Raw genomic sequence first — 19,616 nt, 5'->3', positions numbered from 1 at the left:
GGGACACGAAATAATGGTTTTGAACAAGATTTTCGAGTGTGTAATAAAAAGAGTTATTTCGCAGAGTTTATCAGAGAACATCAGAGTTAAGCGGAGTTTTTTTATTTTTTCCCTCTGCTTAACTCTGATTTCCTCCGCTTAACTCTGATGTTCTCTGATAAACTCTGCGAAATAACTCGTCTGTGAAATAACCCCTTAAAATATGCGTCCTTACATTCTTGCTGAAGCCAACTGGAAACACATTCACGACCAACCGATCGACCTGGTCATACTGCCGTGGGGGGCTACGGAAGCCCACAATTACCACTTGCCCTATGCGACGGACGTGATTGAAGCCGACACGATTGCGGCTGAGTCGGCACGGCTGGCGTGGGAGCAGGGCGCGAAGGTAATGGTGTTGCCCACCATTCCGTTTGGCGTCAACACCGGTCAGACCGATATTCTGCTCGATATCAACCTGTATCCGAGCACCCAGAAAGCGATTCTAAACGACATCATCGAAGTGCTGAACCGGCAGGGGATTCACAAGCTTCTGATTCTGAATAGCCACGGCGGCAATGACTTCAAAACCATGCTGCGTGAACTGGGCGTTCAGTATCCCAACATGTTTCTGAGCACCTGTTCGTGGTTCAATACGCTTGATAAATCGAAGTATTTCGACGAACCCAAAGGCGACCATGCCGACGAAATGGAGACGAGCCTGTTGCTGCACCTTCGTCCGGATCTGGTCTTACCGCTGGACGAAGCGGGTGACGGTGCGGCCAAAAAATGGAAGGTTCAGGCGCTGCGCGAAGGCTGGGCGTGGGCCGAACGCAAGTGGTCGCAGGTGACGGAAGACACCGGGATTGGCAATCCGAAACGGGCCACGGCGGAAAAAGGCAGACGGTATTTTGAAGATGTTACGCAGAAACTGGGCGGTTTTCTGGTCGAACTGGCGAACCTAGACGTGAAGGCGTTATACGAGTGACGAATGCTAGGATTGTTGAATTAAACGCTTCTTTTCTAAACGAAAAGCAAAATTGCTTAATGATTGAATGTGTTCAGAGCGGATATCATTTATTAGTTCACTGGAAACTTCTTCCTCATAAGCTGAATTAGTTAGATTGCGGCTTTTGTGCATTCTTACCCAGGCAAAACCGTCGATGTAACCATCTTGAAAAGCCTGCTCAATCACCGGTTTTGGGCCAGCAATTTGGGCATACCCTTTTTCTCTTAAAAAATCCTGAAGAGTTTTCCAGGCCAATTCATAGGTATATTCAAACGCCTTGATCAGGCCCTGCTCTTCCAGTTCATTCAATTCACCTTTTTTAATAAATTTATTGAGCTGAGACAGCGCTTTCCTAAAATTCCCGAAACGCTGTTCCCAGCGAACTTCCTGATTCATATTTTCGAAATTGATTGGTCAAATTTACGGCATTTTTCATAGAAACAGGGGATTTAAGATCTGCCGAAGGAATTGCTGAATATACAACCGGAATACACTATTTTTGCTCTCCAGCCCTTTGCCAGACTGAACTGTTCGGGTTTGGTTTCGGGTAAAAAAAGACGTTACTTTCCCTTTTGTAACGTAAGCAGTCCATTGCTTTAACCACTGAAACTTTACCTATTCGATGAATCCCATTCTACGATGGTTCAACCGTGGAACCGCCCTCCTGCTCCTGGCAGGGACGCTACCGGTTTGGGCCCAATCCGTTGATGAATCCCTGACGCTGCTTCCCACCGACCGGTTGCAGGCGGTGCCCGGCAACTGGAAACCGGCGGCTTCCATTCTGGTAAATCCCCTCCGACCGGATCAGAAAACGAAGGCCGGGAGCGGTATTCTGGTCGGAACGCCCGGTCAGCCGCTCACCTTGCTCACCAATGCCAACGATGTTCGGCTGGTGATGGACGTGATGCTTTCGCCGGGTGCGGAGGCCACCCTTTCATTTGGTGCAACGGGCATTCACCTGGCCGACCATTGGGGAAAACCGGAGGTCAACACCACGACCTTTGGTGCCGTTGAAGGCAGCACCCTCTTGCCCTTACAGAATGCCGGAAAAGCACCGGGTTTGTGGCAGCAACTCGAAATTCTGCTTCAGGGCGAAGGCAAAGGCCCGGCCACACTGGAAAAAATGACGCTCAACGGCACACTGATTCAGGAAAGTCTGGTGTTGCCGAAAGCCACCGGAGGAACTGCCGGTACGGTGAGTCTGAGCGTTAAAACCGGTACGGTGGCGGTTCGGAATATTGGTTATCAGCTAATTACGGATCGTCCGGTGGCGAAACTGACCAACATCCGCTACAAATTATACGAGAACAAAACGGAAACGGTTTCGCAGGCCGAGTTAGCCAATCTCAAACTGGTCAAGGAAGATACGGTTTCGGCCCTGACCTACGAAGTTTCCTACGGTCAGCCGCGCTGGCACGGCATTGTTTACACCGGTGATCTGGTGGTCGACAAAACCGGTCCCTATACCATCGCCTTGCAGCAGGGCGGTTTTGCTTCCCTGCAAATCGACGGCAAGGAAATCATTGCCAACAAGCGGCTTGACCTGGGCTATATGAATACGGCCAAAATCAACCTGACTGCGGGGAAACATCCTTTTACGCTGTTTTTCGGCCGCTCGTGGCCCCGGCCGGGTCTGGGCTTTTTCATCTCGGCTCCCGACACCAAGTTTCAGGCCCTGCACCCCCGGGCTTCATTGCCCGAACCCGATCCCGTTGGCGAAATTGCGGTAGAACCCGGCACCAAACCGGCGGTGATCCGTTCCTTCGTCAATTTTGGTTCCAAAAAGAAAACCCATTGCCTCTCCGTAGGCAGCCCGACGGGCCTGAACTACACCGTCGATCTGAACCAGGGCGCGCTGCTGCAAGTCTGGCGCGGGCAGTTTGCCGATGTAACCGACATGTGGTACGAACGCGGAGAACCGCAATTGCTGAAACCGCTGGGAACGGTAGCGGTTTTGTCGGCCCAGAGTCCGCTGGCGCTGATGGCCAATGCCAACCAGTACTGGCCCGATAGTTTGTCCGACAATGAATGGAAATACACCGGTTTGTCAATGGATGGGCGAGGATTCCCGATCCCACAGTATCGCATGCGGGATCTGGACGTCACCGATGCGGTTTTGCCCGATGCCGACGGCAAATCCATCATGCGGACGTTGAGCGTAAAAGGGCCGGACAACGAGTCACTCTACTGCAGGCTGGCGGTTGGGGCGTCGCTGGACGAAGTGGCGAAGGGCTTGTATTCGGTCGATGGAAAATATTTCATCCGGATTGATCCGAAGCTCAAACCGACGATGCGAACCAGTTCCGGGCGGCAGGAATTATTGATGCCGGTTCCCATGAAAGGCGGTTCTGCAACGGTTCAGTATTCGCTTTTGTGGTAATTCGTTATGGAAAACAGCATCACCTGGGCCGACTTCGAAAAGGTCGAGATCGTAACCGGAACCATCGTGGCTGCCGACGTTTTTCCGGAAGCCCGCAAACCAGCTTACAAACTCACCATTGACTTTGGCGCAAAAGGCATCAAACGCTCCTCCGCGCAGTTAACCCGATTGTATAAAGCCGAGGATTTGCCTGGTATGCAGGTCGTTGCGGTCATCAACTTTCCGCCCAAACAGATCGCAACCTTCAAAAGCGAGTGCCTGGTTTTGGGCGCCATTGGCCCCGACGGAGAAGTAACTTTACTGCAAACCGAACGCAAAACTGAAAACGGCTCCCGAATTGCCTAGTAATAAAGATCATGAAAAACAGACTCTCGTTTCTCTTTCTCTCTCTTTTTATTTCCTCGTTCGCCGTGGCCCAGCGCCCGTTGACGGAGGACGATTATTACCGGCTTATCACCATTCCCATGCCCGAAGGGGTGCAACTGGAAGTGGGTGGGATGGCCGTGCTGCCCGACGGTAGGCTGGGCGTTTCGACGCGCCGGGGTGAAGTCTGGTTCATCAGCAATCCGTATATGAAAGGCAGCCGCCAGCCGCAGTTCAAACGGTTTGCCTACGGCCTGCACGAACCGCTCGGACTGGCGTATCACAAGGGCGCCATTTACGCCACGCAACGCGGTGAGCTCACCAAAATGATCGATACCGATGGCGACGATGAAGCCAACGAATACCAGTCGATTGTGAAATGGCCGCTGTCCGGCAATTACCACGAATATTCGTACGGACCGGTTTTTCTGCCGGATGGCGATATGCTCATTACGCTCAACCTCGGCTGGATTGGAAAGGGAGCCAGCCTGGCCAAATGGCGGGGGTGGATGCTGAAAGTCAACGAAAAAGGCGAGATAAAACCGTTTGCCACCGGCTTGCGGTCGCCTTCCAGCTACCGGGCCTTGCGCGACGGCAGCATTTTTTACACCGAAAACCAGGGTGACTGGGTGGGTTCGGGCCGGATGACGCACCTCGAACTGGGCGATTTTGCCGGAAATCCAGAGGGATTGAAATGGACCTCCGAACCGAATTCTCCCCTAAAACTGAAGCTGGAAGATGTGCCAAGTACGGGAAAACCGATGCACGAAATGGTGAAGTCGATTCCGCATCTGAAAGAGCCGGCCATCTGGTTTCCGCATACGATGATGGGCATTTCGACTTCCGATATTCTGGAAGACACCACCGCTAACCGGTTTGGCCCGTTTGACGGGCAGTTGTTCGTAGGCGATCAGGGCCACAGCAAGGTGATGCGGGTTTTTCTGGAAAAAGTGGATGGCAAATACCAGGGCGCCTGTTTTCCGTTCCGGTCGGGTTTTCAGTCCGGCATTTTGCGGATGGCCTGGGGGCTGGACGGTTCCATGTTTGTGGGGCAAACCAGCCGGGGCTGGTCGGCCACCGGCAAGGACCCGTTTGGGGTTCAGCGGCTGGTGTGGACGGGCCTGACGCCGTTTGAAATGAAAGCAATCCGCTCGATGCCCGACGGTTTCGAGGTGGAATTTACGCAGCCGGTCGACAAGAAAACCGCTGAAGACCTGGCTTCCTACAGCCTGAACAGCTTTACGTATAAATACCACAAAATCTACGGCAGCCCGGTTGAAGATGCCCGGCCCGTGCCCATCCGGGGTGTTGTGGTGTCGGACAATGGCCTGAAAGTGCGGATTGTGGCCGACACGGTGCTGCGCGAAGGGTATGTTCATGAGGTGAAAGCCGAGGGCATCCGGTCGGACAAAGGGCTGGCGTTGCTGCACAATACCGGGTATTACACCCTCAACCACATTGCGCCCGGAACGAAACTGACCATTGCCGCTCCCGCCAAACACAACCATGCCGACATGGCGATGGCGTCTGCCAAAACCGCACCACCCGTTGCCGGAACCAAAGGAAAACCGGCGGCTGCGAGTGCCAAACGCGTGACCGAACAACCCGCCGACTGGACCAACGGTCCCGATCAGGTGATTACGATCGGCACCGTGCCGGGTCTGAAATTTGACAAGACGCAGGTCGAAGTGAAAGCGGGCAGCCGCATCCGGTGGGTGTTCAACAACAACGACGACATGCTGCACAACTGCGTGATTGTGAAACCGGCCACAGCCAACGCCGTTGGCGATGCGGCTTTGAAACTGAACCTGAATGGTTCCCGGATGCAGTATGTCCCGGTATCGCCAAACGTGTTGTTCCACACGAACCTGATGCAACCCGAAAGCTCGGAATCACTCTATTTTGTGGCTCCGGCTACACCCGGCGATTACCAGTTCGTCTGCACCTTTCCCGGACATGCATCGCTCATGCAGGGTGTGATGAAAGTGGTGAAATAAGTAGAAAAATTTTAAGTATTTTTGTGAATAGGTGGTTAGACTATGGGTTTAATCACCTATTTTTTCAGCTACTCACAGAAAAACGACGTTGGGAAAATCGCTACTTTTCAAATCCATTCAACGCTATTTTACGGCACTGGTTGGCGTGCCGGGGGAAACTACGCTGGAAAGCCGGATCTTTAATTCTATCTGTGTGGTGGGCATTGTGGCGATGCTCTACAACATTCCTTTCAACTATTTTATCGGACTAACCGAAGCTTCGCTGGTTTCTTTACTGCTTTTTATTGCCTTTTCATTTCTCTATTATCTATCCCGGATTAAAAATAAATTCTACATCAGTGTGTCGACTGGTGGCGTTTTTATTACTCTGCTTCTGGCGGGAAATTATTTTTTTAATGCAGGCGTTATTGGTCCCTCCATTCTCCTGTTTATGTATATTTATTTTTTATTGGCTATTGTCGCACCATCCCGGCAGCACGTTTTCTGGTTCTGCTTTAATGTCGTTGTTGTTTTTGGTCTTCTGGCGCTCGAATATGTTTACCCTGCCAGTGTGGTCGCCGGCTACTCAAGTCGGTTGAATCATATCCTGGACGTGGGTTCGACGTACCTGGTCGGGGCGGTGCTGATTTATCTGGCTACTTATTTTTTCAAGAAAGCCTACCGGGCCGAACGGCGGCTGGTTGAAGAAAAATCCGTGGTACTGGAACGTCTCAATGCCGAAAAAAGCAAGCTTTTCTCCATTATTTCGCATGATTTGCGTTCGCCGTTGGCTTCCGTTCAGCAATACATCGAAATCTTGCGAGAAACCGATCTTGACGATGCGCAAAAGAAGCGGATTGAATCGGATTTGCTGGATGTGATCAACCACACCCAGGAGATGCTTTTTAACCTCCTGTCATGGTCGACTACGCAGATGAACGGAACCAAAGTGGAGCTTACGCACGTCAACATTTCGACCGTTTTAAAACCCATCATTGAAATTTATAAACCGCTGGCTTTAAAAAAAGAAATCCAGTTAATGTATTCAATTCACACGCCTTTCGAGGTCGTTGCCGATAGCAATATGCTGCAACTTATTGTTCGGAATTTGGTAGGAAATGCGATTAAATTTACGCCTTCCGGTGGCGCGATTGACGTTGAAGTGCGGGAGTCGCAATCCAATTGTATCATTGTTGTAAAAGATAATGGGGGCGGAATAAAACCGGAGGATAAAGCGTCCCTTTTTTCACTGAAATCGCGGGCAACCTACGGTACGAATAACGAAAAAGGAGTAGGGCTGGGGCTCTTTCTCTGTAAAGAATACGCGGAGGTTCAGCAGGGAAAGCTGTGGTTTGAAAGCGAACCGGGCGTGGGAACCACGTTTTACCTGTCGTTGCCCTTAGTTCTTTTACCCGAAACCGTGCTGATTGGCAAAGCCGCTTAATCAGCACGGTTTCGGGTGATTATCAGACTCAATACCCCACGGTAAACCGCTGGCGAACGTGTGCGGGTTCGTCCAGTTCGTCGAGCAGCGCAACGGCCAGATCTTCGACGGAAATTCTACTGGCACCCTGTTCATCAAATACCGGCTGGTTGGTTCCTAGGCGAAATTGCCCGGTGCGCTCACCGGGTTCGAGCAAAATGGCGGGACTGATGAACGTCCAGTCCAGGTCTTCTACCTTTTTCAACGTGTTCAGATAGTCGCGGGCGGCCAGCGCTCCCGGTTTCCATTCGGCCGGAAACTGCGGGGTATCGATCAATTGAACGCCTGGCGCGATTTCCAGACTACCGGCTCCACCCACCACCAGCAACCGTTTTACACCGGCTTTTTTCGTGCCGTTCTGAATCGCCAGCGAACCGGCCAGATACTCGTTGTAGAGGTTGGGATTTTGCCAGCCCGCATTGTACGCGCTCACGACCGCATCATGGCCAGCCACGAGCCCGGCTACCTCCGTTTCATTCAATACATCGCCTTTTACGACCGTTAGCTGTGGGTTTTCTACCGTTACTTTCTCCGGATGGCGGACAATCGCCGTTACATCATACCCGCGGTGCAGGGCTTCTTTCAACAGGGCTGAACCTACGAAGCCTGTGGCTCCAATCAATGCAATTTTCATGGTTTTTCAGAATTAGTTAATTGGTACATTTTAACTGTAATTATTTTTATTACAGTTTTGTTCAAAAAAAATTAGTTAAACTGGTTGGTAAAATCGGCCAGGGTCGTTTGGTTGAGCCGTGCAATGAGGGCTTTCTCCGCATCCAGAAAAAGGGTGTCCAGATGGGTATTGATCTGACGACCCACTTCGCAATCGGGGTTCGGGCTGTTTCGGTTTTGCCCCAGCAGGGGCGTTTGTCGAACAGCCTCGTAAATCGCCGACAGCAGGATTTTCTCCGCGGGTTTGGCTAAACTACTGCCACCGTTTTTGCCTTCCTTGCTGATAATGAGTCCCTTCTTTCGCAAATTACTGATCTCTTTCCGAACCAAAACCGGATTGATATTGACGCTGCCAGCCATAAAGTCAGACGACAGCAGTTCCCCATCCGCCTTCGTCAGGAGGGTCATGATGTGAATGGCGATCGAAAACCGGCTGTTGTTCATACTGTAATAAATTTTATTACAGTACAAAAGTAGTCGTATTTGAAGATGAAACCAAGGTTTGATCGAAAAATTTTCTGTCGTTGGCCTAAAAATTGAGTTGTATCCCGAATTTGTGCGTTAATTCACTATGCGATTCTTTTCTGTACTCCTGTTCTGCACGCTTGTAGGAGGGGTTGCCTGTGCGCAACGCCCTGCCGACTCCACCTTTTACCGGCCCGGTGCTGCGGTTCCGGCCCATCTGAAACCCATCGAGCGGTCGTATGGGTCGTATTTCTACGGGGGCAAACGGTTGCGATCGCCGAATTCGCTGGAAATCCCCTTCAACGAGCTGAACGACCCCATCGTCAATCGCCATTTCCGCACCTACCGGACGTTTGTGCTGGCCGGACAGGTTGTTGCGCTGGTTCCGCTGGTCTACGTTTTGACGCGTAACAAGGGCACTTACACCCGTTCGGGCGACTATTGGGCCGTATATTTTGGCTCGATCGGGGCCACGCTGGGGTTAAGCATCATTGGCAATTCCCAGGCCCGCAAGGCAGTGACGCAATACAACCGGGCGCTGGCCGCTGCCCGCTTCGGTTTTTCGGCGCAACCCCTCCCCGGCACCACCCAAACCGCCTTCGGCATAAGCCTGGCCCAACGGTTATGAAAAACAGGCCTTCAGACGACGAGGAAACCGGTTTTCCCTTTCGCGAACTGTTTTCGGAAGACGAAACCCGGGAATTCTATCAGCCGGTGCGAAAAGTGCCGACGCGTCAAATTGCGTTCTGGTCGCTGGGCTTGTCTTTTCTGCTGGCGGGAGCCCTGGTGCTTTCTTCGCTGAACGAACGCAGTCGTCCGGTGCTACATCCGAAGGCGGTTCCGCGTTCCGGCAAAAAATCATTATTACACCCCGTTAAACGCCGTAAAATCGACACGGTGGTGTATCTTCGTTTGTATTCCCGTTTATTTAACTCATCGACTTACTGAATGAAAAACTGTACACTTCCGGGTATTCTCCTTCTTTTTTCGCTTGGTTTACAAGCCCAGACCACCGTCAACCGGGATCCTGCCATTGCCCAACTCGTGGCCGAAGTGTCGGCGGATAGTTTGCGGGCGCACGTTACCAATCTGGTTAGTTTCGGAACGCGGCACACGATGAGCAGCGCAACGCCCAAACGCGGGTTGAGCGCGGCCCGGCAGTGGACGTTGGGCAAGTTTCAACACTACGCCAAACAGTCGGGCGGGCGGCTGACGGCCCAGATCGATAGCTGGACCCTACAGCCGGACGGTCGGCGGATCGATGCCGTGACGCAAATGGGCAACGTGATGGCGACGCTCAAAGGCACCGACCCGAACGACGACCGGATTTTTCTGGTGAGCGGCCACATCGACAGCCGCGTTAGTGATGTTATGAACCGCACCGCCGATGCGCCGGGGGCCAACGACGACGGTTCGGGAACGGCCGCCGTGATCGAACTCTGCCGCGTGATGAGCAAAGTGCCGTTTCCGGCCACCATCATTTTTGTGGCGGTTTGTGGGGAGGAGCAGGGACTGCTGGGTGCCAACCACCTGGCGCAACGGGCGAAAGACGAAAAATGGAACCTGGAAGCATTGCTGAACAACGACATCATGGGGTCGAACCACAGCCCCGATACGCACATTACCGACAACACGCGCGTCCGGGTATTCAGCGAGGGCTTGCCCGGTTATCAGACGGATTCGCTGGCGGCCAACATCCGGCAGTATGGCCTGGAAAACGACGGCAAATCGCGGCAACTGGCCCGGTATACCAAAGAAGTAGGCGAGCGGTATGTCGACCAACTGGAGGTGGTGATGGTCTATCGCAACGACCGGTTTTTGCGCGGGGGCGACCACACGCCGTTTGTGACGCGCGGTTTTCCGGCGGTTCGCATTACGGAAATGAACGAGAATTTTGCCCACCAGCACCAGGATCTGCGTACGCAGGACGGGGTTGAATACGGCGATTACGTGAAGTTTATGGACTTCGATTACCTGAGAAAGAATACCGCCATGAACCTGGCTGTGCTGGCCAATCTGGCGAAAGCACCGTCGATGCCGCAGAACGTTACGGTGGAGGCTCGAAGTCTGACCAATTCCACGAGCCTGTTCTGGCAGGCGCCCAAAGCCGGTAATTCGGCCAGCCGGAAAATAAAAGGGTATTATGTGCTGATGCGCGAAACCCACTGGCCGTTCTGGCAAAAGAAGTTTTATACGGAAAAGGTGGGGCTGACGTTGCCCTATTCAAAAGACAATTATTTCTTTGCCGTTCAGGCCGTTAGCGAGGATGGGAACGAGAGTTTGCCGGTGATTCCCCGCCCGGGTTTGCGGTAATTGATTCTGAAGTTTTATGCCCTGACGCAACGCTTTGACCGGTTTTTGCGTAGGGGTGAAGAGAAAACACGGGCTTTTTGTCCGGAAATTTACAACCTGACATTTTTTTTTGTAGATTTCGTTTCCAACGGTCATCTCATCCAGTCACACTAAACTAATATTTCACAAAAACCTGAAAATTATGAAGCGTTTACTTTATTTGATCTGCGTGGTGGTGTTTGCGGCTGGCCTGAGTTCGTGTAACAAAGACGATGACCCGGCACCTGCACCAGTGGTAGGGCAGTGGTCTGTTGACCGGGCGCGCTATGCGGGCTTTACTGGTGATTTTGTATCGCTCAACGGTGATGAAGATTTGTCGAACCCAACCGTGACCGGTTATCGCGACGATATAGATATTAAAAGTGATAATACGTTTTCCGGAACAGAAAGGTCAAATGGAAGCGTTTTTGACTACAAAGGAACCTGGACCTTAACCAACAATAACTTGGTTTTAAAAGAGGATGCCGGCAGCGAATTTAAGTATACATATGACAACACGACGACCCCCAATCAGTTATTGGGTGAAGTGCTTGCCCAGAGCGGCCGGTTTCTGAATGCGAAGAAAGATACGGTGACGGTCAATTACACGGTTCAGTTGATTTATGCCAAAAAATAACGGATACAGACTTTTAAGAAATAGGAATACGACCTCCGGATTTTACGCCGGAGGTTTTTTATTGCCAGGTAGTTTTGAAGAGCGTTCTTTCGCAGAGTTAAGCGGAGAAAATTAGTGTAAATAACCTCTGCGTATCTCTGATTTCCTCCGCTCAACTCCGCGAAATAAAACTTTTCATCGAGCCTGGTTGGGTATATTCGCTAGCAACTGGTTGTTCTGATTGATAAAATGGGCTTTTTCGTTCACACGGATTCCGGGGTCAATCTCTCGGGCAACGATCCAAGACCGGGTGACGGCAAGCTGTTTTAGGGTACGTCCAGCGCATCCACCTTGTCCCGATGAAGTCGCCGGGGCGGATTTCTTCTGAGCTTTCTGGTCACCTTTCGCCAGGGTAGCGGAGCCACCGGATAGGATCGGCCTTTCGGTATATTGTTGACAATCAGAGCGATTGTAAGCAGGATCAGAACGCCGGTCATGACGGGGGCCACGGTATATCCAAATCCTAAACTTTTGATTTTTTCTGAACCAATGTTGGCGATCAGAGCCGTGGCACCGGCCGGTGGATGCATGGTTTTGGTGATCTGCATGCCCACAATGGATAGCGAAACGGCCAGAGCGGATGCCAGCCAAATCTGGTCGGGAACCAGCTTCTGAATGGCAACGCCAATCAGGGAAGCCAGCAAATGTCCTCCAACCAGGTTTCGGGGTTGCGCCAGGGGGCTATGCGTTGCTCCGAAAATCAGGACGCACGAAGCTCCGAAAGAACCAATCAGAAAAACATCATCCTGCGGGGTAAAGCGGGATTGCTGAATCAACCCCAGGGATGCGATGGCGGTAAAAGCACCCAGAAAAGTCCAGAAATGATCGACGGGTGCCAGAATCGTTTGACGGTAGAGGACGTAACGGGCAATGCGATAACGACGCTTAATTCTTTTTTTCACAAACGGAAGAGTACGTACGAGGCTCGCCTGAAAGCAGGGCCTAAAAAATCAGGATACAAATATCGTCACCAGACCTGACACGGCGCAAGTCTGGTGATACTTTCAGGACAAAAACCCGACCATCAGATCGATTTCCAGCACCCTGGCGATTTTCAACAGGGTGCCGATGGTGACGTGTTGTCCCTTTTTTTCATACTTATTGACGGTAGAGATCGACACGCCCAGTTTCAGGGCCAGATCGTTCTGGGTGAGATCGGCTTTTAAGCGGGCTTCCCGAATCAGGTTCCCCACCTGTTGCAAGGAGGGTTCCTGATCGGTTGCTTTTACCAGAATGGAAGTGGAATGAACCAGGGTACTTCGTTTTTTCGGGTGATTCGGATGCACGTTTCAGGAGTGGATTGTTCGCGGACCGGGGTCATTAAAGTGATAAATCACCGGCGGCTTCGGGTTGGTACAAGATGGCGTCGATCTGAATTTTTACCGTTCGGGCCGGGGTTGCAAAGCTGACCAAATCACCTTTTTTACAGCCTAGCAGAGCGGTGGCCAGCGGGGCAAAGATCGAAATCTGGCGCTGGGAAATATTCGCCTGTTCGGGATACACCAGCCGGATGTTCAGCGTATGCTGGTTGTCGAGGTACCGGATTTTTACCAGGGAATTCATGGTCACCACATCCGCCGGGATGTCGGAGGGCTCCAGCAACGTGGCCTGGCTCACGCCCAGCAGCAAAGTTCGGATGTGTTTGAAAGAAGCGGTCGGATCGGATTTGGCTTGCGCCACCCGGTCGATCAGTCGTTGATAATCCAGCGTATTGATGATTAAATTCTTCATGTCTTAACCGGTTTTAAGGAATTGAAAGAACCGTTTTATCCGGCATGGCATCTGTCTGTTAATTGAGATGCCAGGCTTTCGGATCACGATTCCCAAGGTTTACGTTATACAGGGTGCTGAGAATAAGGAGCCCCATGATGATTGCCACCGCCACCTGTAAAGTGGAGTTGGCATAAAAGTGAAGGGACCGAACCCAGCGCCTGATCCATCTCCCGCATCGTACTGCGCATACTCAGCGACGTAAGTATGACCACCACCATGACGGGCAAAAGCAACAACGTTGCCTTGATTTTTTGCTGGGTAATGCCGGATCTGTTCATACGTCCGCCCTTTCTGTTAAAAAGTTGCTTCTTAATTTTTACAACTGTAAATTTACAACTGTAAAAATAGAAAACAAATAAAATGACCTATATCAGCGCACAGCCCCAACTGACCAATTCCTGGGACGACATCTGTTATCCGGTACAACCCGTCTGGCTAACCGACTTATTGCCGGACTACGACATCGTGGCGACTGACCGGCAGCAATTGATCGTTGGGCAGGTGAAAGGGGGGCGGAATACCATCTTTGGCATTCAGAGTGCCGATTATTCCATTATTCCCAACGCGGTGATTCGGGACGTGGTCGACGCGCTGATTCCGCAGTATACGCTCCTGATCAAGTATACGCCAACCGGGGAGTTCAACATCAACATTGTGTTGCCGGAGGTGTTTATGCTGGGCGGGGAGCCGCTGCAACGCTGCCTGATCCTGACCAATAGTTACAACGGAAAAACGCCTTTCAGCATTCAGGGGCAGTCGTTGATGGCACTGTTAGACCCGATGGTGGCCCTCCGCAGCAGCATGTTCCGGAAGCTGTGTCAGAACGGTTTGCTGGGCTGGGCCGATCACTTCGATCAGGTGTCGAGCTACCAGACCTGGCTGGGGCAGTGGTCGGGAGAAAGTGCCAAGGGTCGTTCGTCCAAAAACCGCCCGACCGAAAACCGATCCGACCGGCCCGGCCCGGCCATCCGCAAAATTCACCACAGCCAGCTCACCATCGAGGTCTTCCGGCAGCACCTGCATAACCTGCTGGTGGATCACCTCAAACCGGAGCTGACGCTGACCACCACCGTCTATTCGCAGTTGCAGCAAACGGAAATACCGGGCCGCCCCAACGAAATCGTACGGGAGTTGCCCATTCCGGTTCAACTGGCTAAACAAGCCTACGAGCGTTTGCGGACGGAAGAGCAACTGCTCCATACGGGGCCGTCGCTGTGGTTGTTGTACAACGCCGTCAATTATGCCTTGTTCACCAGCCGCAGCAGCCTGACCCTCAACGACCGCTACCGGCTGGACGAGCGGGTGTTTCATCACCTGGCTACGCGGGCCTACGCCTGAACGGGTTGAAAATCAAGGAAATGGTTTCGGGCGTGAGCCCGGTAAAATTCATTTAAAGTACGCGTTATGATAAAACGATTGGCAGTTTTGACATCCGGCGGAGATGCGCCCGGGATGAATGCCTGTATCCGGGCAGTGGTCCGGGGAGCGGCCTACCATGGCATTGAAGTGATGGGCATCCGCCGGGGCTACAGCGGATTGATTCTGGGGGATGGTATTCCACTGACTTCATCGACCGTCAGCAACATCATTCAACGCGGTGGAACCATCCTCAAATCGGCCCGCAGCCCTGAATTCAGGACGGTTGAGGGTCGGCAAAAAGCGCACGATTACCTCACGAGTCTGGCGGTCGACGGCCTGATTGTCATTGGCGGAAACGGCACCTTCAAAGGGGCTTTGCAATTCGTCGATGAGTTTTCGTTTCCCGTTATTGGTGTGCCCGGAACCATCGATAATGACCTGTTTGGCACGGATTATACCATTGGGTATGATACCGCCGTGAACACCGCCGTGGAGGCAATCGACAAAATTCGTGACACGGCGGATTCGCACGAGCGCATCTTTCTAATTGAAGTCATGGGCCGCGATTCGGGCTACATTGCCGTTCAGTCGGGCATTGCGGGGGGCGCTGAGCGGGTGCTGATTCCGGAAACCGGGGTGTCGGCTACGGAACTCATTGCAGGACTCCAGCAGGGCCGGAATGGCTCCCAGTCGTCGGTCATCCTGGTGCTGGCCGAAGGGGAGGGAAGAGGGACGGCAACGGTGGTCGCGGAACAAATCAAGAAGCAGTCCGGTACTGAATTTGACTTGCGGGTAACAACCCTGGGACACATCCAGCGGGGCGGGGCGCCAAGTGCCGGTGATCGGATTCTGGCGAGCCGGTTGGGGTTGGGTGCCGTGGAAGGTCTGCTGAAAGGCAAAAAGAATGTGATGGTGGGAGTGGTGAATAATCTGCTGGTTTACAGTGATTTGTATGAGGCTGTTTCCCGTTCTAAACCCATTAGCGAGGAGTTGTTGCGGCTGGTCACAATTCTGAATGGTAGCGAAAGTCATCCCCATTGATCAGTAGATTTTACTGGGGATAATCCCGAATTTATTTTTGAAGGCCCGACCGAAATAATTGGGGTCGTTAAAACCAACCTCGAAGGCCGCTTCGGTCACGCTCATACCGCCTTCGAGCAACTGCCGGGCCAGCCCCAGGCGATAATCGTTCAGGTACTCTTTGGTGCTCAGGCCGGTGAGGGTCTTCAGTTTTGTATGAAGCTGCGACCGGCTGCAATTCATCTGCCGGGCCAGCTCATCGGCGGTTACCTCTTTATTTTTATACTGCTGATTCACCAGGGCAGCAAACTTCAGGACAAATTCCTGGTCTTTGTTTCGCCGGGGCAGGGCACCCCGTAAGGAACCAGCCAGGCTGTCCGTTAATTTAGTTTTCAGCAGCGAAACGGTATTCAATTGATTGCCAATGATCAAATCCAGTTCTTTCAGACTGAACGGTTTGCCGATGTATCCGTCTGCACCATTGTTCAGCCCCTCAATGATTTTTCTGTCATCTTCATCGTCCAGTAACAGAATAACCGGAATGTGCTGAGTCTGAGGGTTTCTTTTTAGCACCAGGCACACACTTCGGTGTTCTTTATCGTGTATATCGCTGTCGCACAGAATAATTTCAGGCAGCATCGTTTCGGCTTTTTTCAGGGCTTCGTTGAAGGTGTTTGCCACGCTAATGCGGTAAATTTCCCCGTAATGGCGTTTCAGAAACTGAGCCAGCTCTTTCGAACGTTCGATAATCAGCAGATTGGGTTTATCGTTTCGTAGGGATTCATCCGCCGGAGGGCTAAACCACTCCCCATCCGGCAGCAGACTCACCTCCGGCGAATCCACGATATGCCGGCTGATGGAATGCTGGAGTTTAGCATCCGGAGCGATTTTGCTGACGGGTGTTTTCTGAATCGGAATCTGGAGCGAAAGCCGGCTCCGATTGTTGGCGTCGAAAACAGACACCCGGCCGGATTGTAATTTTAACAAGCTGAAAGCCAGTAGGATACCGATATTAGGGGAGTTGTCCTGCCCAAAAATTTCTTCAGAGTTTCCGGCATATTGATAGCTGGTTTCAATACTGGTCAAAAGTTCCGGTTGCCCCTCGAAGGTGAAGGTTAACCGCAATTCGGCCGGTTCGCATTCCGTCGTGTTCACCACCTCAACGTCGAAGTTCAGTTCGTCACCTTCGTTCAACTGGTCGATCAGGTAAAAGAACACATTGCCAATGATCATTTCCAACTTTCCGGCATCGAAGGAGGCCATCAGATAAGGGGGCGAAAAGGTGAGCCGCTTCTGAATCTGCCTTGCCCGCAACAACGGGTCGAATCCTTTCAGGGTTTCTTTGATAAAAGCAATAACATCGGCGTCGGTGCGGTGAATTTTCTGAATTTCGTGGCCCGTTTTCCGGAGTTCCGTAATCTGGTCGATCAGGGCCTGTAACCGGCGGGCGTTTTTCTTGATCACGCTGTAATTCGTGGCCGAATCGGCCCGCCAGGCCTGGTTATTTTGAATCAGTTCGTCAATCTCCGCGATAATCAGCGTAATGGGGGTCTTGAATTCGTTCGAAAGAAACGTGAAGAAATTCAGCTTCTGCTGGTTTAATTCCCGGCTTTTTTCCCGTTCGACCCGCTCCACCTGCACGGCCATTTTCTGGCGGTTCAGATACGTGATGAATCGCCGGTAGACTACCAATAAACCAATGCCAAACAGCGCGTAGAGCAAATAGGCATAAGTGGTACGCCAGAAGGGCGGTTTCACGATCAGCCGAAGGGTCCGTTCGGTTGGTGACAAATCGCCGTTCGATTGAAAGGACCGAACATGGAACGTGTACTGGCCGGGAGACAGATTGGTATAGGTCTGCGAGTTTACGGTGGTTTTCGGCCCCCAGGTTTCTTCAAAGCCTTCGAGGTAATAGGTGTAGTAATTCGTTCGTTTCGAGAAATAATTGATGGCTACAAAATCCAGCGTGATCACGTTTTGTGCGTACTTAAAAACCAGTTCGCTGGTTTCGTCAAGGCGTTTGGTGAGCATCAGTTCGCCATCGGGCCGCACTTCTTTGTTGAATAGTTTCAGGTCCGTGAAATAAACCGGCGGGTCAAAAACCCGTTTCGTAATGTTATCGGGGTTGAAATAGCAGAGGCCATCCACGCTACCGAAATACAGGTAACCCTGCCGGTCTTTTAAGGCCGATTTAAAATTAAACTGTGTGGCCTGAAGCCCGTTGCTGCCGTCGAAAACGCGATGCGTCTGCTGGTCCGGCTTATAGGACAGCAAACCGCTGTTGGTCGAAAACCAGAAGGTGCCGTGGTTATCCTCCAGTGTTTCGTAGACGGTCTGGTTTAACAGATGCGCTTGTACCGGGTGGGGAACAAACTTTTTCTGCCGGTTATTCCATTGATATACCCCCGCATTCAGGCTGCCAAACCACATATTATGGTTTGAATCTTCGTAAATACTGATGATCTGATTGCCCCGCAAAACGGGCGTGTTGCCAGCGTGGAAATGGGTCAATTGGTCAAGGACGGGTTCGTATTGGTACACTCCCGAGTTTTCGGTCGCAAACCAAATCCGGCCCGACGCATCGCCCATGATATCAATGATAAACGGAGTCCCTAACGCATTGGGTTTAAACAGCCGGAAGGTGCCCGTTTTCTCATCAAAAATATTGACTCCCTTCGTCGTACCGACCCAAAGACGGCCCGTTTTGTCGTGGAACAGGGAATTGACAAAATTGCTGGCCAGCGAGGTAGAGTCGTCCGCATTGTGGAGAAATACACGCTTTTTTCCCGAAACCGGGTCAATGCGGTTTAACCCTCCCAAAAACGTTCCTACCCAGGCCGCCCCCGACTTATCAATCGAAATAGCGTGTACATTGTTGTCACTCAGTCCATTCGCCTGGTTGTGGTAGGTGTAGCGGCCGGTAGCCCGGTCCTGAATGCTAATGCCGCCGTCTTCGGTTCCGATCCAGAGCCGTTCCTGCCCATCGATGGCAAGCTGACTAATGGCCTTCCCCGCAATGGTTTGTCCGTCGGTAGCCGGAAACAGATGCTCGAATGAAATTCCGACGGGTTTGGTGTAATTGACACCCCCAAAATACGTACCCAGCCAAACCATTCCGTCCCGGCTGACGAAGCTTGAATAAACGGCCCGGTCGGTGAGTCCATAGGGCGAGGCCGTAAATGATTTATCGTACTCCTGCACCATCCGGCGCTGGCTGTCGATCATCATCACCCCCGATTCACCACCAATCCAGACATTGCCGGCCTGGTCTTCAGAAACCGTGCGCATGACCCTCACCTGGTCTTTGACCAGCCGGACAAACCAGTCCATTGGCCTGAAGGTCATGGTTTTCTCGTCCAACTGCAGCAGATTGGTTTCTGTACTGAGCCAGATCGCCCCCCGCCGGTTTTTGAAAAGCTTGTTGTCACGGAACGTGAATGCTTTTTTAGGGTTTCCGCCTTCGATTGCCAGGGAGATGATGGTTTCACCGGCGTCGTTAATGACACAGGGCGTGTTGTTTTGCAAAATCAGAAAAGAACCTTTCCGGTATTCATGAATGGCGTGGACGTTCTGCGCTGGCAGAATGCGACGGACTGACCCGTTCTTTGACAGAATATACAGCCCATCCCGGCAGCCAACCCAGAGTTCACCCGACGACACCCGCTGAATGACGGAAACATTGACCGGACTTTTCCCGAGCGACACCGGTACAAATTCATCTTTATCGAAAAGATAGCTGAACAGGCCACCGGCGGTTCCTACCCACAACTCATCCCCGACTGCATACAAACATCTGACCCGTGTCGATTCCGTGTTGGGGTGGAAGGCATTCAGCGGATAATTTTTTATCTGCTGACTATCGTAACGGCTCACACCACCCCGCGTACCGAACCAAATGAAGCCTTTGTGGTCCTGGGTGATGCTAAATACACTATTGTGCGACAAACCCTGCTTGGAGGTGAGTGCGTTGAAATAAAATTTTTGGGCCGTGCTCCTCGTAGACAATAATGTTAATAAAATGAAAATCAGGCTGATAGATTTAATGATGGACAGCGAGAAATAGCCCTTTTTTGACATTGTCATAAATTCAGCTAGATGTATTGTGATTCGCACAATTATTCAGAATAGGA

The 19,616-nt window shown here is 51.9% G+C and carries 18 protein-coding genes; 11 read left to right on the top strand and 7 right to left on the bottom strand.

All coding sequences use genetic code 11. The features are described 5' to 3' along the window. Positions 1–202 precede the first annotated feature (202 nt). Positions 203–967, top strand: a complete 765-nt coding sequence (locus tag ACO064_RS05005) for a creatininase family protein (RefSeq protein ID WP_421826298.1) — start codon at positions 203–205, stop codon at positions 965–967. Between the two features lie 6 nt (positions 968–973). Here ACO064_RS05005 and ACO064_RS05000 read toward each other — a convergent pair whose 3' ends face one another. Continuing rightward, complete coding sequence (locus ACO064_RS05000) at positions 974–1,384, bottom strand: HI0074 family nucleotidyltransferase substrate-binding subunit (protein ID WP_421826297.1); 411 nt, start codon at positions 1,382–1,384, stop codon at positions 974–976. 226 nt (positions 1,385–1,610) lie between these two features. On the opposite strand from ACO064_RS05000, the gene ACO064_RS04995 reads away from it, so the two are divergent. The 4 genes from ACO064_RS04995 (at position 1,611) to ACO064_RS04980 (ending at position 7,151) form a co-directional block, all read left to right on the top strand. Further along, positions 1,611–3,368, top strand: coding sequence for a hypothetical protein (locus ACO064_RS04995; protein ID WP_421826296.1), 1,758 nt, complete (start codon positions 1,611–1,613; stop codon positions 3,366–3,368). Positions 3,369–3,374: 6 nt separating this feature from the next. After that, the gene (locus ACO064_RS04990; RefSeq protein WP_421826295.1) at positions 3,375–3,713 is read left to right on the top strand and encodes a tRNA-binding protein; all 339 of its coding nucleotides are present in this window, start codon (positions 3,375–3,377) and stop codon (positions 3,711–3,713) included. 11 nt (positions 3,714–3,724) lie between these two features. Beyond that, on the top strand, positions 3,725–5,728 hold the full coding sequence (locus ACO064_RS04985) for a plastocyanin/azurin family copper-binding protein (RefSeq protein ID WP_421826294.1): 2,004 nt from the start codon (positions 3,725–3,727) through the stop codon (positions 5,726–5,728). A gap of 88 nt (positions 5,729–5,816) precedes the next feature. Beyond that, positions 5,817–7,151 (top strand): sensor histidine kinase, encoded by a 1,335-nt coding sequence (locus ACO064_RS04980; RefSeq protein WP_421826293.1) that lies wholly within the window; start codon positions 5,817–5,819, stop codon positions 7,149–7,151. A 28-nt stretch (positions 7,152–7,179) separates the two neighbouring features. On the opposite strand, the gene ACO064_RS04975 is transcribed toward ACO064_RS04980, so the two are convergent. Continuing rightward, entirely contained in the window at positions 7,180–7,824 is a 645-nt protein-coding gene (locus ACO064_RS04975) for an NAD(P)-dependent oxidoreductase (protein WP_421826292.1), read from the bottom strand. Positions 7,825–7,895: 71 nt separating this feature from the next. Further along, positions 7,896–8,306: an Rrf2 family transcriptional regulator gene (locus tag ACO064_RS04970; RefSeq protein ID WP_421826291.1), complete on the bottom strand. Its 411-nt coding sequence runs from the start codon at positions 8,304–8,306 to the stop codon at positions 7,896–7,898. A 127-nt stretch (positions 8,307–8,433) separates the two neighbouring features. Here ACO064_RS04970 and ACO064_RS04965 point away from each other — a divergent pair, with 127 nt between their 5' ends. The 4 genes from ACO064_RS04965 to ACO064_RS04950 all read left to right on the top strand — a co-directional run bounded on the left by ACO064_RS04965 (position 8,434) and on the right by ACO064_RS04950 (position 11,295). Beyond that, the gene (locus ACO064_RS04965) at positions 8,434–8,955 is read left to right on the top strand and encodes a hypothetical protein (RefSeq protein WP_421826290.1); all 522 of its coding nucleotides are present in this window, start codon (positions 8,434–8,436) and stop codon (positions 8,953–8,955) included. Further along, positions 8,952–9,275, top strand: coding sequence for a hypothetical protein (locus ACO064_RS04960; RefSeq protein WP_421826289.1), 324 nt, complete (start codon positions 8,952–8,954; stop codon positions 9,273–9,275). The genes ACO064_RS04965 and ACO064_RS04960 overlap by 4 nt, the downstream gene beginning before the upstream one ends. Further along, entirely contained in the window at positions 9,276–10,640 is a 1,365-nt protein-coding gene (locus tag ACO064_RS04955; RefSeq protein WP_421826288.1) for a M28 family metallopeptidase, read from the top strand. Between the two features lie 181 nt (positions 10,641–10,821). Next, positions 10,822–11,295, top strand: coding sequence for a hypothetical protein (locus ACO064_RS04950; protein ID WP_421826287.1), 474 nt, complete (start codon positions 10,822–10,824; stop codon positions 11,293–11,295). Positions 11,296–11,600: 305 nt separating this feature from the next. On the opposite strand, the gene ACO064_RS04945 is transcribed toward ACO064_RS04950, so the two are convergent. From ACO064_RS04945 to ACO064_RS04935, 3 genes are all read right to left on the bottom strand, one after another. Next, positions 11,601–12,236 carry an HPP family protein gene (locus tag ACO064_RS04945; RefSeq protein ID WP_421826286.1) on the bottom strand — a complete coding sequence of 212 codons (636 nt, stop codon included), beginning with the start codon at positions 12,234–12,236 and terminating at the stop codon, positions 11,601–11,603. A 102-nt stretch (positions 12,237–12,338) separates the two neighbouring features. Then, on the bottom strand, positions 12,339–12,620 hold the full coding sequence (locus ACO064_RS04940) for a helix-turn-helix domain-containing protein (RefSeq protein WP_421826285.1): 282 nt from the start codon (positions 12,618–12,620) through the stop codon (positions 12,339–12,341). Between the two features lie 34 nt (positions 12,621–12,654). Continuing rightward, the gene (locus tag ACO064_RS04935; protein WP_421826284.1) at positions 12,655–13,065 is read right to left on the bottom strand and encodes a GreA/GreB family elongation factor; all 411 of its coding nucleotides are present in this window, start codon (positions 13,063–13,065) and stop codon (positions 12,655–12,657) included. Positions 13,066–13,467: 402 nt separating this feature from the next. Between ACO064_RS04935 and ACO064_RS04930 the strand changes: the two genes are divergently transcribed. Both ACO064_RS04930 and pfkA read left to right on the top strand, forming a co-directional pair. Further along, positions 13,468–14,445: a hypothetical protein gene (locus tag ACO064_RS04930; protein ID WP_150880064.1), complete on the top strand. Its 978-nt coding sequence runs from the start codon at positions 13,468–13,470 to the stop codon at positions 14,443–14,445. Positions 14,446–14,514: 69 nt separating this feature from the next. After that, entirely contained in the window at positions 14,515–15,507 is a 993-nt protein-coding gene (gene pfkA / locus ACO064_RS04925; RefSeq protein WP_421830992.1) for a 6-phosphofructokinase, read from the top strand. On the opposite strand, the gene ACO064_RS04920 is transcribed toward pfkA, so the two are convergent. Then, positions 15,508–19,491 carry a two-component regulator propeller domain-containing protein gene (locus ACO064_RS04920; RefSeq protein WP_421826283.1) on the bottom strand — a complete coding sequence of 1,328 codons (3,984 nt, stop codon included), beginning with the start codon at positions 19,489–19,491 and terminating at the stop codon, positions 15,508–15,510. Between the last annotated feature and the right edge of the window lie 125 nt (positions 19,492–19,616).

Source organism: Larkinella sp., assembly GCF_965227735.1.
Lineage (GTDB): Bacteria > Bacteroidota > Bacteroidia > Cytophagales > Spirosomataceae > Larkinella.
This window is presented reverse-complemented; position numbering and strand designations above follow the sequence as displayed.